General features: G+C 34.8%; 15 protein-coding genes and 1 CRISPR repeat array. Of the genes, 3 read left to right on the forward strand and 12 right to left on the reverse strand.

The window, feature by feature from the left end:
* Positions 1-918: a type II CRISPR-associated endonuclease Cas1 gene (gene cas1, locus ACOCEA_RS02390; protein WP_420754594.1), complete on the forward strand. Its 918-nt coding sequence runs from the start codon at positions 1-3 to the stop codon at positions 916-918.
* On the forward strand, positions 918-1265 hold the full coding sequence (gene cas2, locus ACOCEA_RS02395) for a CRISPR-associated endonuclease Cas2 (protein WP_420755028.1): 348 nt from the start codon (positions 918-920) through the stop codon (positions 1263-1265). The genes cas1 and cas2 overlap by 1 nt, the downstream gene beginning before the upstream one ends.
* A 117-nt stretch (positions 1266-1382) precedes the next feature.
* A CRISPR array of direct repeats spans positions 1383-5525; the repeat unit is 46 nt; unit sequence CCTGTGAATCATCCTATAAATATAAGAACTGAAAGCAATTCACAAC.
* Between the two features lie 65 nt (positions 5526-5590).
* Here cas2 and ACOCEA_RS02400 read toward each other — a convergent pair.
* The 12 genes from ACOCEA_RS02400 to ACOCEA_RS02455 all read right to left on the reverse strand — a co-directional run bounded on the left by ACOCEA_RS02400 (position 5591) and on the right by ACOCEA_RS02455 (position 14549).
* Entirely contained in the window at positions 5591-5722 is a 132-nt protein-coding gene (locus ACOCEA_RS02400) for a hypothetical protein (RefSeq protein WP_420754595.1), read from the reverse strand.
* A gap of 65 nt (positions 5723-5787) precedes the next feature.
* Positions 5788-6699 carry a hypothetical protein gene (locus ACOCEA_RS02405; protein ID WP_420754596.1) on the reverse strand — a complete coding sequence of 304 codons (912 nt, stop codon included), beginning with the start codon at positions 6697-6699 and terminating at the stop codon, positions 5788-5790.
* Positions 6700-6704: 5 nt separating this feature from the next.
* On the reverse strand, positions 6705-7967 hold the full coding sequence (locus ACOCEA_RS02410) for an ABC transporter permease (RefSeq protein WP_420754597.1): 1263 nt from the start codon (positions 7965-7967) through the stop codon (positions 6705-6707).
* Position 7968: 1 nt separating this feature from the next.
* Complete coding sequence (locus tag ACOCEA_RS02415; RefSeq protein WP_420754598.1) at positions 7969-8373, reverse strand: hypothetical protein; 405 nt, start codon at positions 8371-8373, stop codon at positions 7969-7971.
* Between the two features lie 3 nt (positions 8374-8376).
* Positions 8377-8682 (reverse strand): excalibur calcium-binding domain-containing protein, encoded by a 306-nt coding sequence (locus tag ACOCEA_RS02420; RefSeq protein WP_420754599.1) that lies wholly within the window; start codon positions 8680-8682, stop codon positions 8377-8379.
* A 128-nt stretch (positions 8683-8810) separates the two neighbouring features.
* Entirely contained in the window at positions 8811-9026 is a 216-nt protein-coding gene (locus tag ACOCEA_RS02425) for a hypothetical protein (protein ID WP_420754600.1), read from the reverse strand.
* Between the two features lie 58 nt (positions 9027-9084).
* A complete protein-coding gene (locus ACOCEA_RS02430; protein WP_420754601.1) occupies positions 9085-9825 on the reverse strand; it encodes a hypothetical protein in 741 nt (246 codons plus the stop codon).
* Positions 9826-9885: 60 nt separating this feature from the next.
* Positions 9886-10938: a type I restriction endonuclease gene (locus ACOCEA_RS02435; RefSeq protein WP_420754602.1), complete on the reverse strand. Its 1053-nt coding sequence runs from the start codon at positions 10936-10938 to the stop codon at positions 9886-9888.
* Positions 10939-11214: 276 nt separating this feature from the next.
* Positions 11215-11352 (reverse strand): hypothetical protein, encoded by a 138-nt coding sequence (locus tag ACOCEA_RS02440; protein WP_420754603.1) that lies wholly within the window; start codon positions 11350-11352, stop codon positions 11215-11217.
* A 348-nt stretch (positions 11353-11700) separates the two neighbouring features.
* Positions 11701-12366: a response regulator gene (locus ACOCEA_RS02445; RefSeq protein ID WP_420754604.1), complete on the reverse strand. Its 666-nt coding sequence runs from the start codon at positions 12364-12366 to the stop codon at positions 11701-11703.
* Between the two features lie 11 nt (positions 12367-12377).
* Positions 12378-14315, reverse strand: a complete 1938-nt coding sequence (locus tag ACOCEA_RS02450; RefSeq protein WP_420754605.1) for a tetratricopeptide repeat-containing sensor histidine kinase — start codon at positions 14313-14315, stop codon at positions 12378-12380.
* Positions 14316-14381: 66 nt separating this feature from the next.
* Positions 14382-14549 carry a hypothetical protein gene (locus tag ACOCEA_RS02455; RefSeq protein ID WP_420754606.1) on the reverse strand — a complete coding sequence of 56 codons (168 nt, stop codon included), beginning with the start codon at positions 14547-14549 and terminating at the stop codon, positions 14382-14384.
* Between the two features lie 352 nt (positions 14550-14901).
* Between ACOCEA_RS02455 and ACOCEA_RS02460 the strand changes: the two genes are divergently transcribed.
* The gene (locus tag ACOCEA_RS02460; protein ID WP_420754607.1) at positions 14902-15681 is read left to right on the forward strand and encodes a hypothetical protein; all 780 of its coding nucleotides are present in this window, start codon (positions 14902-14904) and stop codon (positions 15679-15681) included.
* Positions 15682-16518: the final 837 nt, after the last annotated feature.

Here is a 16518-nt window from a genome sequence, read left to right on the forward strand (position 1 = left end):
ATGATAAAACGCACCCTCTTTTTTGGCAATCCCGCCTACCTCAGCACCCGCAATGAGCAACTGGTAGTGAACTTCCCAAATGAAGAAAAAGAGGAAGCTGCTATTCCAATCGAAGACTTAGGCTATGTGGTACTAGAAGACCCACAAATCACGATTACTACCGGGCTACTAATGAAACTGGTTCAAAACAAAACCGCTGTGATTACGTGTGACAAACAACACCTGCCCTGCTCCTTATTGCAACCCATGGTAGGTCATACAGAGCAAACCGAACGGATGCGGTATCAGCTCAATGCCAGCCTTCCGCTCAAAAAAAATCTTTGGCAACAAACCGTAAGTGCAAAAATTTACAATCAAGCACTACATCTGGAATCTAGAGGAAATAATGTCTTGAAGATGAAGCGTTGGAGTACCGATGTGAAAAGTGGTGATACCGGAAACTTAGAAGCCGTTGCTGCTGCTCATTATTTTCAAAACCTCTTTAGTGAAGTAGAAGGCTTTAGTCGCAACCAGAAAGGTGTACCGCCCAATAACCTACTCAATTATGGCTATGCCATTTTAAGAGCTGTTGTAGCACGTGCTTTAGTGAGTAGTGGAATGTTACCATCGATAGGAATTTTTCACCGCAATAAATACAATGCATTTTGTCTGGCAGATGATATTATGGAGCCGTATCGCATTTATGTAGATGCTGTGGTGTATGATATTCTAGAAACCGGCTGCCCTATAGAAGAGCTTTCTAAAAAACTAAAGACAGAACTCTTGCTCATTCCTGCCTTAGACGTGTATATAGATGGGAAGTGGAGCCCACTTATGAATGCCGTAAGCCGCACCACAAGCAGTCTTTATGACTGTTTTCTAGGGACAAATCGCAAGATTTTATTTCCTGAATATACCGGTATCAGATTGGATGAATGATGCAAAAAAACAATTTTTTAAGACTTAATCAATACCGCTCTATGTGGGTACTTGTCTTTTTTGATTTACCAACCGAAACACGTACCGAGCGTAAAGTGGCTGCCCGTTTTAGAAAAAATTTACTCGATGATGGTTTTGCCATGTTTCAGTATAGTATTTATATGCGGTTTTGTGCCAGCCGGGAAAACTCCAATGTACACATCAGACGCACTAAAAATGCACTTCCTAAAAAAGGAAAAATTTGCATTATGCAAATCACTGATAAACAATTTGGAATGATGGAACTCTTTCACGGTCAAAAAGAAGTAGAACCCGAGACACCTTCACAGCAACTTGAACTTTTTTAAAAACCCTAGAAATTAAATTGTCAGGTCGAGCGCAGTCGAGACACTTTTTTAGTCCTAATTTTTTAAATCCTAAAAATAGACCTAAAAAACAGGATACCAGCTCATTATGGCGGGTATCCTGTGAATCATCCTATAAATATAAGAACTGAAAGCAATTCACAACTGATAGATTTGAAGTACCCCGTTATCGTCCCCTGTGAATCATCCTATAAATATAAGAACTGAAAGCAATTCACAACCGCCTATGGTGTCGTATTTAAAAGATGTGGCCTGTGAATCATCCTATAAATATAAGAACTGAAAGCAATTCACAACTGCTACTCACTATACCCGAGACGTTACCTGCCTGTGAATCATCCTATAAATATAAGAACTGAAAGCAATTCACAACCGTCTTCATTGTAGAGGTCGGCCGGTTCTGCCTGTGAATCATCCTATAAATATAAGAACTGAAAGCAATTCACAACTATTCAACACAATAGGGTCGGGTTTTTTCCCTGTGAATCATCCTATAAATATAAGAACTGAAAGCAATTCACAACCAGTGGAGACCAACCAATCCTTATTTTGTTCCTGTGAATCATCCTATAAATATAAGAACTGAAAGCAATTCACAACTCGTCTGCTTGTTTTCCTGTCCTGTAACTTCCTGTGAATCATCCTATAAATATAAGAACTGAAAGCAATTCACAACCAGGAACCCTTCCGCCCAATTTTACCTTACCCTGTGAATCATCCTATAAATATAAGAACTGAAAGCAATTCACAACCCTCACAGAAAACCAAAGCAATCTTTATTTCCTGTGAATCATCCTATAAATATAAGAACTGAAAGCAATTCACAACTAGATTTAAGACCTTACTTAATTCCAAGTGCCTGTGAATCATCCTATAAATATAAGAACTGAAAGCAATTCACAACCTTAAGCCATAATAACCTTTACTGAATCCTCCTGTGAATCATCCTATAAATATAAGAACTGAAAGCAATTCACAACTATGATAACTAAACGAGAAAAAAACAAGATCCTGTGAATCATCCTATAAATATAAGAACTGAAAGCAATTCACAACTAAGAAGCAGTAGCATTGTCAATTAGCTTTCCTGTGAATCATCCTATAAATATAAGAACTGAAAGCAATTCACAACTCATCGCTGTTATCATATCTGTGTAAATATCCTGTGAATCATCCTATAAATATAAGAACTGAAAGCAATTCACAACCACTCCCTTGAAAGGGGTATGATGAGCCTGCCTGTGAATCATCCTATAAATATAAGAACTGAAAGCAATTCACAACTATTCAATACAATAGGATCGGGTTTCTTCTCCTGTGAATCATCCTATAAATATAAGAACTGAAAGCAATTCACAACTATCCATTTGTACAGAATTAGTAGGGCTGCCTGTGAATCATCCTATAAATATAAGAACTGAAAGCAATTCACAACTTTGAGGATGAAATACAAGCCGATAAAGTCCCTGTGAATCATCCTATAAATATAAGAACTGAAAGCAATTCACAACCCAACCCGAGTTATGATACGGCAAAGTGGCCCTGTGAATCATCCTATAAATATAAGAACTGAAAGCAATTCACAACTACTGGAATATAAAGGTAAATCTGTTTTCACCTGTGAATCATCCTATAAATATAAGAACTGAAAGCAATTCACAACGCGCTTGCTAATCCTGTTCGTTGTATATCCCTGTGAATCATCCTATAAATATAAGAACTGAAAGCAATTCACAACACTGGCTTAAAAGCCCTAAATCCCGATCATCCTGTGAATCATCCTATAAATATAAGAACTGAAAGCAATTCACAACTCGCTAATGCAGCGCATATAAAAAGGTATACCTGTGAATCATCCTATAAATATAAGAACTGAAAGCAATTCACAACCCCTAATGGTAATTTATTTGTGGTGCTGGACCTGTGAATCATCCTATAAATATAAGAACTGAAAGCAATTCACAACTGAAGGGATACACTATTAATACGCTCTTTCCTGTGAATCATCCTATAAATATAAGAACTGAAAGCAATTCACAACCGGCACTTCCGGTATCAACCGGGCCAAAACCCTGTGAATCATCCTATAAATATAAGAACTGAAAGCAATTCACAACCCACTTGGAGCTACAACTGGATCAGGCGTACCTGTGAATCATCCTATAAATATAAGAACTGAAAGCAATTCACAACCCATCCATTCAAAAGGATTGTTTTTCGCACCTGTGAATCATCCTATAAATATAAGAACTGAAAGCAATTCACAACGGAGCTTATTTCTTGTCTACAGAAATATAACCTGTGAATCATCCTATAAATATAAGAACTGAAAGCAATTCACAACTATTATTTCTCGTATATGTGTTATGACTTCCCTGTGAATCATCCTATAAATATAAGAACTGAAAGCAATTCACAACGAACATCTGACGAAAGCTCAAATTCTACATCCTGTGAATCATCCTATAAATATAAGAACTGAAAGCAATTCACAACGCTAGGTTAAATCCCTCTTTTATCTTTTCCCCTGTGAATCATCCTATAAATATAAGAACTGAAAGCAATTCACAACTATAGTGGGGTTATAAGCTATGCAGATAATCCTGTGAATCATCCTATAAATATAAGAACTGAAAGCAATTCACAACTTGGCTTCACTTTTGCCAAACTTGGCACCACCTGTGAATCATCCTATAAATATAAGAACTGAAAGCAATTCACAACTAAGCTATTAACTAGCCATCATAAACACATCCTGTGAATCATCCTATAAATATAAGAACTGAAAGCAATTCACAACTGAGCAATAGAGCCTAGCGAAATGGCTTATCCTGTGAATCATCCTATAAATATAAGAACTGAAAGCAATTCACAACTTATCCAACCGTTTATCCTAGCTAATTCTGCCTGTGAATCATCCTATAAATATAAGAACTGAAAGCAATTCACAACACCATTGGAACAAATGTTTTTTAATGTCATCCTGTGAATCATCCTATAAATATAAGAACTGAAAGCAATTCACAACCAGTAGTGTATTGCGTGTCTCCGTAAGCAGCCTGTGAATCATCCTATAAATATAAGAACTGAAAGCAATTCACAACAAACCGCTCGGATAAGGCTCATCGTCCCTCCTGTGAATCATCCTATAAATATAAGAACTGAAAGCAATTCACAACTGTAACCGTACCGCCTGCAAATTCTACTTACCTGTGAATCATCCTATAAATATAAGAACTGAAAGCAATTCACAACGTTGGCTCTTTACTATACTATGAAGCACCACCTGTGAATCATCCTATAAATATAAGAACTGAAAGCAATTCACAACCATAAAGGAGGTTTCAAACTTCTATGAAATCCTGTGAATCATCCTATAAATATAAGAACTGAAAGCAATTCAAAACTACAAGAAGCTAGAGTTCCTTTTCAAAAATCCTGTGAATCATCCTATAAATATAAGAACTGAAAGCAATTCACAACGTATGGCATATAATGAAATAAATATAGGAACCTGTGAATCATCCTATAAATATAAGAACTGAAAGCAATTCACAACGACGGTGCTTTCTCTAGCCTTACAGGAATACCTGTGAATCATCCTATAAATATAAGAACTGAAAGCAATTCACAACTCTCCGGGGACTCGGAAATTTTAAATCGTACCTGTGAATCATCCTATAAATATAAGAACTGAAAGCAATTCACAACTATCCTCAAAAAACTAAAAAATATAACTACCTGTGAATCATCCTATAAATATAAGAACTGAAAGCAATTCACAACTCCACGGTGGTGTTGGCGAACGGTAAGTATCCTGTGAATCATCCTATAAATATAAGAACTGAAAGCAATTCACAACTATCTATGTGATGGATTAAATGCCACCGTGCCTGTGAATCATCCTATAAATATAAGAACTGAAAGCAATTCACAACCATATTGGTTTTTCCTTTTGATGGGAATATCCTGTGAATCATCCTATAAATATAAGAACTGAAAGCAATTCACAACTGGAAATATAGAGTATATGAGGTTGGTCGACCTGTGAATCATCCTATAAATATAAGAACTGAAAGCAATTCACAACCGGTAAGGAGTTCATTCGCTTAGCTATAGACCTGTGAATCATCCTATAAATATAAGAACTGAAAGCAATTCACAACTGAACGTAGTATGGTAGAAACTTCTCCAATCCTGTGAATCATCCTATAAATATAAGAACTGAAAGCAATTCAAAATAGGTAAAGACATTATTCCTCCACCAATCCGGATGTCCATAATCCTTAAATTCAAAAAAAGTATAATCAATCACCTTTCTTATGTTCATGAGGTTTTAAAGACGGTGTATTCCCTGGTGTTTTTTTATTATCTCTCTGTCTACGGTCTGGCTTACCTGTTGATTTAGCTATTCTTTTTGGACCTTTTTTAATTCCCATAAATTTCTATTTTAATTAAATAATCTTAAAATGAGTGATTTTTATTAATTGCACATTTGCTACAATCATCCCTTTTTCAAAACAAAATCCTGAATTACCTTCTTCATATTTGAAGGTAAGTCCGCTTGTTTTATCTCAAAGTTTTTTACATTCATATCCGTTAGCCACTTGGTCCAATAGGCTCTAATGACATCTTCTTCGTAAGGATTCTTATCATCTGGATTAACACCCAAAACTAATACTTCAAGATTGTTCAAGTTAGTATTGGTAGCCACAAAACCAAAATCTTGCTGTTCAAATTTTTCTTTCCAACCTGGTTTATTAAAACCTAATTGTTTAACATCCTGTGGTGTTAAATAGGTGGTTTTATTTCCTTCCTTCATCTTGGTATCCTTATGGTAGATGTAGCCATCTGTTAAAACAACTAGAATATTTCTATAGCCCTCTTCAATGCAATAATCATTTACCTTGTTCTTAAAAAAGCGCCACGTATCTGAGCCTACATAGTGGTCATCTTTTATGGCAGCTTCATATATAAGTGTAGAAATACTATCATATTTTTTACAGGTAGCTAAGATAGCTTCCTTAGAAACAGTACTCTTGTCAAAAGAAATCTTAAGAGCCTCCAGTTTTTGGTTTAGGTTTTTATCAGAAGGTTCTGGATCAATGAATACCCGAATTTTATCATCTATTTTTATCAATCGTTTATTCATGATATGCGACTCAAAATTCTCTGCAACAGCCTTTAAATAGCCAATATCCCTTTGATAAAACTCCATTGCGGGAGAAGGGTATTTCTCAGGGCTTATTCTATCAGACAAATCCAAAAGGATACTTATATTCAAATTGGAATTTACAGCAACCTTAGGAAAATCATGTTCATGAATTAATTCGGCTGTCTTTGGCTCTTCTTTACATGATAAAAGTGTAAAACTTAAAAATGCCAAGGCTAAAAAATACTGCGTAAACTTTTTCATCTTTTTTAATTAATTAGTTTATACAAACGACCTTCATAACTTTCATCGGCAATATCATGCTCCTCTAAATGCTTTTTTTCCTCAACAGTGCACTGAGACAATAATTGATCTCGCCTTTTTAAAGAATCAAAATTGTCCGCTATTGCCAGAAACCACCCCTTTACATATTCAGCATGATAAGTGAGGTACTGTTTGTTGGAGAACACAAAACCATCAATAGTCCTTTGCAGGTCACTTATTTTTCCTTCTATACCTGAAATTTCCTCTTTAATAGGCCCAAGCTTTTCAGTTTGTTCTGTAATTTCTTGTTCATAGTTTTTAATCTCTTCGCGCTTAGATTTAATAAAAGTTTTGATTTTGTCGAAGTTGTCATATTCCTTCATAATAAAATCGAACACCAAACCCCAGATGATATAAACCACAAAACCAGCAAAAATGATTCCCCAAAACTCAGCTTTTGTAAAAGCTATCTGTACATTAAAATCAGGCGAATTGAGGGTTTTCTCAATGTCATAAATCTTCTTTTCAATTTGATAGGCCAGTATGGCATCGAAAATAAAAGTGACCATAAATAAGGTTGCTATCTTCACATAGGATAGCCAATTCTTATGTTTTTGAAACATGTGTATCAAATATCCCAGACCCATAAATGCAAAGGGAATCGTTGCTACAAAAACACCTTCTAACCAACCGTCATCAATTGCCTTGGTCAAGGCATTGGCATCAAAAATCGCATTGGTCAATTGTTCGGTATCGAAGGTTTTAAAAAAAGCAGAATAAGAAGCCGATATATAAAAAACTAGCAAATAAAATGTGATAGGGATGAGCACAATTAGACCGAGATAAAATTGTGCTTTAGGTTTTTTGTCCGCATCTTCCACATATTTTTCTGGATTATGCTTTACATCAGCTATTTCGTTCTTAAAGGTCCTAATTTTTTCTTCCAAGCTGGATATACCCTCCTCAATAATGGCTTTTACCGTTTTCCTTTTCTTTAGTTCTATTTCATACTTACTTTGTTCTTGTACATAGGGTTCCTTTAATTCTATCTGGAGCTTTTCATCTTCCCTACATTTACCCTTGTAATCCATATAGACATCTTGTAAACAAGCCTTGAATATCATGTGATTCCCTTCAGCCTGTTTAGAAGATCCATAACCACTTTCAAAAAATGAAAGTTTTATTTTTTTAACATCTTCCTCCATAGGTTTTTCAACTTCCTGTGGAGCACTTTTTTTAATAGAGAATATATTTTTTAGAGATCCCATATTAGTCTTGCATTTTGGCTATTAGTTCTTTTAAAGAAATTTTCACTTTTGCATTTTCAAGAAGAAATTCACAGATATCGTCAATGTTTTCTTCTAGAAATTGAAATTTTAAACAGTATTTTTTTAAGGTATTGGTTTCGTCTTCAGTGACAATTCCGTCAGCCCAAATCATAAGCGCTAAGTCATACAAGTACTCTATTTTCTCTTCTAAAGAATCCGGAACAAAAGACTCTTGGGAAGGGTTTAATAGAATTTCATTTAACTGATCTTTACTAAGCCCCCTTTCCTCTGCGAACTTGTAAAGCATTTTTAATTCTAGCACGTCAAAATTATCGTCTGCAAATGCCATTTGATATAGCCTAAGAAAATGGCTCTTTAACCCTACTGATATATTTAGTTTCTCCATATTTTAGTAATTACCATTTTCACAGGCTATGTTATCATTGTCTCTATCTAAATTTGAAAAACAACTTTTATCCCCTTCAAAAGCGGCTTGGGCTTCTGCTTGATTGGCAAAATCTGCACAATTTTTAGACTGGCAAGTAGATTCAGTTTCACAGGAGAAAATAAAAACAGTAACCAATAACAATAGAAAAACTCCCAAACATCCTTTCTTATTGGTAATCTTTCGTCTTTTTCCTCCGTGATTTTTACTTACAAAATGACCTTGAACATACGTGCCATCTTTTTTATAATATCCTCTTCTGTATCCCATTATTTCAAGATTAGATTTTTAGCTTTTCAAACCTAAACCCATTATTTTTCAATTCTTTACAGATATCCGTAAAGCCTAAAAAAAGAACAACTAATTAACTGTTCTTTTTTATGAATTAGATTCAAAGATTAATCCTCCCAACCACAAAGAGTTCTGCCCATTTCTTTAGCTTTAGATAAGGTTAACTCAGATGCGTTTGTTGAGCAATTGGACAAGCCCCTACATGATTTTAAATAATGGTATTTTTTACTTCCTTTTCCTTTGCAGATGTAGACATTGGTTTCTAGCTCTTTATTTGAAATAGAAAAAATCGCAGTTATAAATAAGAGTAATGATATTTTCATTATGCCACTCGTTAGAAAAATTGGTTAAGCTTTCATATCCTTTTTTAAAATCGAAATTTCACTCCTCAAAAAAGAATTCATGCAACTCAATTAAGCTGCCTCGTTTTATCTGAACAAGGTCATTGGTTTCCTTTAAAAAAATACCCAAAGAGCGTTCATTATATATGAATTTCATTTCATTGGAATAATCCGCAACCACGTACATATCTCCAGACATTTTATAAAAGGGGATTTCGAGTCTACCTTTTACCTTAACTCCATTATTCACGATTTTTCCTCTAACCAAGATCTCTTCAACGCTTGAATTTGCCCATTCTCCCGAAGCAACCCGTACATAAGAAACCATCATTTTTGTCCATTCCTCTTGATCCAGTAAAAACCATTTTACTTTATTAAAGTCAATGCCGTATTCGTTTATCCATCCTTGGCTGGTAAATCCTAGCAACACTTGCTTTTTCCCATTTAATTCTGGATTATCCATGGGGAGAAATTCTTGAATTTTAAAGGTAATCACTGAAGCATCGGATATATCCTTTAATTTTTTACCGTTAAAATCCAATGTTTTTAAAGAAAAACTAGTCATATCTGGATTGTTTGCCAACAGCCATTGCGTAGCAGTCAATTCTGCCCTTTCCTTCATTTGCTCTACAGCTGCAACACCTGCTCCAATAGCTACTAAAGCACCTACTCCCGCGGCTATGGCAGCCCCATTGTCTTGGGCATTTGTGTCTTTTGGAATGACACATGTCACTGCTATTAGCAGCAATAGCGATTGTTTGATCCTGTTAAAATTATTCATGGTATTTCTCTTAGGTTTTAATTAGATAAAAAATAGCTATAGTAAATAGTAGTTGGTAACCTACTCCTTCTCATAATAATCTACAGTTTGTAATAGCTCGTTTTCAAATTGGTAGATATCCTCCAAGGCATTTAAAGCCTGCCTGATTTCATTCTTATCTTTATTGATCAAGCCTAAATATTTTGTTGTGCCATTAAAGTGAAGTCTGCAAAGCGGTTTTCTATTATTGTCATCTAGGAGGATTCCGAAATAAGACTGTGTATCTCTATGAACAATACGGCTAACCGGTAGTTTTCTTCGTAAAATGGCAACTACAATTCTAAAACCTTCCAATTCTTCTTTTGTAGTTTCGATTTTACTTACTTCTTCTGGTTCTTGATGTTCTTCTTTTTGATTTTCGACTTCTTTGTTGAGCGCCGCATTAAGACGGTCGCTTACCTTATCGCTAATGGTTAGGGTAAAGGCCTTGCCTACCAAATCAGTAAATTCCCCCATTACCTTTTCAGTAAGTCGGCCTGTATATACTTCGTTTGCAAATAGTTTTACGAAATTATGAGAGGGCGTTAGTAGTTCTTGCGCTATCAATTTTTTAATTTCCTTCGTATATTTTAAAGAACTGGCATTGTCCACAATTTTGTCCACATCAAAATTTGATTTATGGAACTTTGCAATTTCGTGAACTGTATTCTCCTTTAACGCTGTGACAGTAAACTCTAGAAAAGGCTTTTCGTCCATTTTATTGGTCGCTTCTAAATCTGTATAAAATTGGTAGTCTACACCGTTCGTCAAGAGTGCAAATCTCGTTTTGGTGGTATGGAAATACCGGAACAGTTGCGAGTTATGGGTATTCAACTTTTCCTTCCAGTTTTTGCATTCTATAATAATAATTGGCTGCTCATTTTGGAATATAGCGTAATCTACCTTTTCCCCTTTTTTAAGGCCAATGTCTGCCGTAAACTCTGGCACCACCTCGGTGGGGTTAAACGTATCGTATCCTAGAATATTAATGAAAGGCAATACAAAGGCGTGCTTGGTAGATTCTTCCGTATCTATTTTTTCTTTAAGCTTGCCAATTTTTTCGGCTAGGGCTTTTAGTTGGTTTTGGAGTTGCATTATTTAAATTCAGGCATTTCTTGATGAATCATTTTTCAGAAAATCTAAAAGCTCTCTAATTAAATTGTTGCTTTCATTCATTAAGTCTATTCTTCTATCAATTTTAAAGTACCAAAGAATCACCCCTCTTATTAGAAAAAATATCAAAACAATTAAAGAAAGTGACAAGAAGAAGATTAGTAAAGGTAAATTACTAGAATCCATAAGTTAAGAATTGATAGTATCCGACATTAAGACATCAAATAATTTAATATCATTTGTTTTTAATTGAATTTTCTAATCACCAGGTTTGTGCTTGTGAGGTTTTAATTTTGGATGTTTAGGTTTATTTTCTGGCCTTACTCGCCTTCTCTTATCAGGAGTTCCATTATCCTTATTAGGCTTAGGCCCAGGTTTTATTGCTTTTATCTTCATTGTTTTAATCTTTAATTGAATCGTAATACCATTGGATTAGTATTCCAATAACTCATGGATTATCCTGTTCATTTTATTTAACTAGTTTTTACATCCGTATCTATCGCAGGTGATTGCCCCTGTCGAACTTACCCAATGACTAGCTGATGTGTCTAGCCCGCATCCGGTGTCGCTACCTTTAGACCCTAAGTGTACTTCTCCTGTTTCTGTGTTTTTTACAGCCATAATAATTTTTCTTTAAATTAATACTCATCAAACCTAACCCCATTAAAATACAATCCCTTACAGATATCTGTAAGGGATTGTATTTTGTTTAAAAATCTTCGAATCTATAAAATATATTAGGAGTTAAATTCTACCCTCCTTAGCAAGTTTAAAAAGTAGATTTGTAGTATTCTTAGCCTCATACTCATCATAAAGCCTGCTTATTCTTTTATCAATCGTGCTTTCACTGTTAGGGGTAATCTTCTCTTTTTTAAACTTTTCAGACACCTCTTTTTTTGTAAGGCCGTTAGCGAGTTCTTTTAATATAGCACGGTCAAAATCATCCAATTCTACCACATTGTGGGGAACGTTCAAATTTAGCTGCGGGGACACATAGGTTCTATTATGATACACTTCGTTAATGGCATTGACCAACTCCACCATACCGTTACGGCCCTTGCATACATAGCCGTTAATTTTTTGCTCCTTAAAAAGCGTATTGATTTGTATGGGATTGTTTTCCATAGAGTGCACAATAATCTTTAAACTAGGCTGCAAGGTTCTTGCAGCTTTAATTAGTTCAAAACCAGAAGTCAGATTTCGGTCTACATGATCTTGTTCAAAAAACAAATCGGTTATCAATAACTCGTACGCATCATTATTCCTTAGGGCTACTTTTAATCGCGTAAAAGCCTTATCGCAATACAATTCGTTTTGCAATTCTTCAATGGCTAATTTTTCTTTTAGGGTTTCAACAATGCCATAGTTTTCTCCTTGAAAATCTTCAGCCAATAGTATTTTTTTGAACATGATGTACTTAATTACTTGGGAATATGGATTTCTGCCCGAAACCCTTTCCCTTCTTCTGAATCAAAAATAATGCTTCCGCCTATGGCTTGAATACGCTTTTCTGTATTCTGAAGTCCATTTTTTCTGAATAGGGATTCTTTTGATGCACCCACCCCATCATCTTCGTAGTACACATTGAGTATTTTGTTATGTTCTTTAAAGATGATTACGGTTTGTTGTGCCTTACTATGCCTTGCCATATTGATAATCAGTTCTTGCAGTACCTTAAAAAGAATGGTTTTTGACTGATCACTTACCGTTGACCAATTTAATTCTTTGCCCCCGTTAAACATCATTTCAACCTCTGCTGGTTTTGCAAATTCTAAAGTGGCTTTAAGAATGTTCCAAAAATCTGGACCTGTATCTACCGAGTTCAAGGTTCTAGAAAAATCACGGGTATGGTTGTAAAGTTCTTCTGTTTTATCTAAAATTATTTCTTTATCTGCATCAATTTGTATGAGAGACATTAGCTGGTTCAATTTTCCGCCGTGGTCATCATGTAACTTTCGGGAAAGTTCCGCTTCAGTTTCTTGAATAGCTTCTAGCGTTTTAGCCATACCTTGTTGCTTTAATCGTTTGGTACGTTGTCTAAAACCAAAGAGGGAAAGCCCAAGAATGGTAGTGGTAAAGATAAAACCTCCTAGATATAAAATCTTTTGAGTTCGTTCTTGATTGGCTTCCAACTCTTTTTCGGCGTTGTCTTTTTCCAAACGGAGAATGGATTCCTGTTTAAGTTTGTCGTCGTATTTATATTTGGCAAACTGCGTCTTAACTTTTAGCTCTTGCTTATAAAGACTATCCTGTAAAAAAACATAGCGGTCGCGTAGTTGAACATTTGTAGGTTCCAATTCCATTAAGAACTTTAAGGCGTCCTTTTCAGCTCTTGGTATTTTCAAAGTTTTGGAAAGTATAATCACCGAATCAAAATAGGAGGTTGCTTTCCCTGGATTGGTCTCACTATGGAATTCTCCTAGATGGGTATAGCTTGCAATTTGGCCTCTTTTATCATTATTTTGAATTCTTATTTGCAAAGGTTTTTGAAATTCATTCTCCTTTATTTTATTGCCAGAAAGCCATTTTGAATAGGCAAGATTGTCCAAAACTCTTGCGTATTCTTTTTGGTTACTTACAGGTATTGGAATACTAGATATAGAATCCAATAGATTTATAGCCATTTTTAATTGATGGTTATCAATATAGGTTGCTGCTAAGTTATTTTGATAGATAAACTTATCAGTTGGTGAATCAGTTAATTTAATTGCTTTATTATAAAATGTCAAAGCATCATCAAAATTTAAAAGTTTCCTATGATTCGTCGCCAAAAGATTGTAGCACTGAACCATATAGGTTTTATCATTTCTGGAATTTAAATACTTTAAGGCATCAGTAAGGGTCTCTTTGCTTCCAAAAAAATCACTTTTATCTTTTTGAATGGTGCCCATATTCAAAAGGTTTCTTCCAACCCAACTGCTATCTCTAATTTTTTGAAAATACCCTTTTGAAAGTGTATAATTTCGGAATGCTTCTTCTGAATTACGAACTACTTCTGAAAAGTAATAGCCCATCAAATAATACTCTTGTCCTAAATAATAGTAATCAATATTTTTGGATGGACCTTCGAAAACTTTGTGATGATAAAAAATAAGACTATCATTTTGCCCCGAAGAAAAGTGCAGCCAATTTTTATGATATGCCAATTGACCTGAAAATCCGTGAGAATCTAATCCTCCTGTCATTTCAATTGCCTTATTTACAGCTTTCAACCTATCAGTTGCTTCAAGTTTCATGTCCTGAGATTTAAGGAAATAATAACTTGGACTATCTTTTTCTATAAAGGTATTAGGCTTATTTGTCTTATCCCTATTGCAGGAAATCAGCAATACTGTAAGTAATAATAAATAATTTTTCAACCAGATCTTTTTAAATAAAAACTGCGTCCTTTAAAGACGCAGTTCAATTTAAACAAATAATTCTTATTATTTATTTCCTCCAGGAGGTGGTGGTGGAGGTGGTGGATTTCCATCATCTCCTTCCGTAGCTTGAATATCATAAAGACTATCCACCTCTGCAACAGAGTCATCTGAACAGGAAAATAAGAACATATTAAAAACCAGTGCCATTACAGCTATCATTACTTTTTTCATAATTATTATTTTAAAAATTTAACATAGGAGTGGCTGTCTGAGGTTTTCCCAGATTTGTTTTTACCAGCCCTTTAGAGTTTTGAGTACTCTTTTTTTTGGAAAGTGGAAATCAAATGCGGCAGTCCTAGACTACTTTCCATTTGGCCAAAAAACTGGCCGCATTTTACATTTCCGTAAGAATGATCTTCTAGAAGTACTATGTTAGCAATGCATAGTGGAATCATCCTCGAGGACAAAGTAATGGTGAGGAAAAAGAAGTTTATGGAGAAAGGCTGGAAAAGAATTTCCGGAAAAGAATTTCCATGAAAGTTCCATAGAAATGTTAGTTTTATGAACGTTATCAACAAATACTATGTCTATCAAAATAATAATACTAGCTTTTGAAAAAGCTGAAAAAAAATTAGGATCCAGTAAGAAAACACATAGAGCACAACATATTTCAGATTATCTTTTAGAGGAATATAAATACCCTATTAGCGAGCGAACCTTAAGAGATTATTATACCAATGCCTTAACCAACCAAGAAGGTCTTGAAGAATTAAAGCCTAAAGTCCTGACCTATTTGTGTAACTATTTAGGCTATACAGATTATGCAGATTTTATTACCAAAAATCAAACTGAAAAAGATGTAAAACAAGAGATTACAAGTAACAGTAGGCAAACGCAAGCAAAGGATTTTGCAAAAGAATCGGGCAAAGGTTTTAATCCAAAAATCCTGATGTATCTCGGTCTTGTTTTTGTGGTACTTGTCTTGATTACCATTATTATAGACAAAAAGGTTGTTAACGCCAATCCAAATGTAAATTGCATGACCTGGGCAGACTCATTATATGTTGCAGTTCCATGTACTACCGGGCCATATTCAGCATTTGGGACCAAAGTTGAACCCATGGACATTATGAAATTGAAAAAAATGAAACAAGTGAAAGTTAGACTGAGCTACCCATTTTTTAATGAACAAAATGAACCGTTGATTTGGTACTTTAAGAACAAGGAAGGTGAGATTGAATATTTTACGTCACCAGGACTACATCCTACGAATGGAGAAACATTACGAAAAATAACCCCTCACATTATTGAAACGTATGTACCAAAGCATATCAATAAAAAGAGTTCATTTGTTTCTGAATAAGTAGATTAAAGTCTTTATCGGTTTTAACTTCATTAACCATTCTTCGTAAACTTAGGAGAATAGCACTACTAATTGCCAAGGTAGATACGCTTCATTAAAGTTAATTTTCAAATATTGATTGAATTTGTTTTGAACTACTAAAAAGCAGTTTCTTGGTCATACTTAATTTCAGACCGAAATAAAGCTTGTATTTCTCTTGTGAAAATAATTTTCAAGAAGCATGTTTTGTCAATGTGTTATGCGCGTTCTTAGTATTATATATCGCTTTGCAGTTTTTTGTTTACATCAACTTTCCAATGACTTGTTACTGCGCCGGCCTATACAGTTGACGATGGACTCAATAATACAGGATAGTATTGACGAAATTGAAAATATTCAATCAGTATACCTACTAAAGATTCCTTATCATCTAACCCAAAAACATCTAGAAAATATCCCAGCAACTTACTTTTTGATTAGGATATTCTTTTCAGGCCAATTTGCGGAGGTAAAAAAGCGTAAATCAATGTTCCCCTTACTTATATCTAGCAAGGTAGGCTTTGTTGTAATGATATAATCTTGCTGAATTTGCTGATGACTTGCACCGTGAAACTTAGCCACGGAATATAAACCTATATAATAAGTTCTGTTTAAATATTTAAAAAGATTTTCGGCGTACAACTGCAAAGTCAATTTGTCTTTTTCTGAGTATCTGGGAGGGATAATAAGATTAAATCCTCTCCTCAAAGGCATGATGTCTCCCTTTTTTGTTACATAAGACAAGTTAGTCGGTAAAGCTTCATTTTCCTTATGTGTAACCGCTCGTAGCTTTTATGTAGAAAAGGAGTACTCCTGTAA

Origin of the sequence: Maribacter luteocoastalis (assembly GCF_048890225.1) — a bacterium.
GTDB lineage: Bacteria > Bacteroidota > Bacteroidia > Flavobacteriales > Flavobacteriaceae > Maribacter > Maribacter luteocoastalis.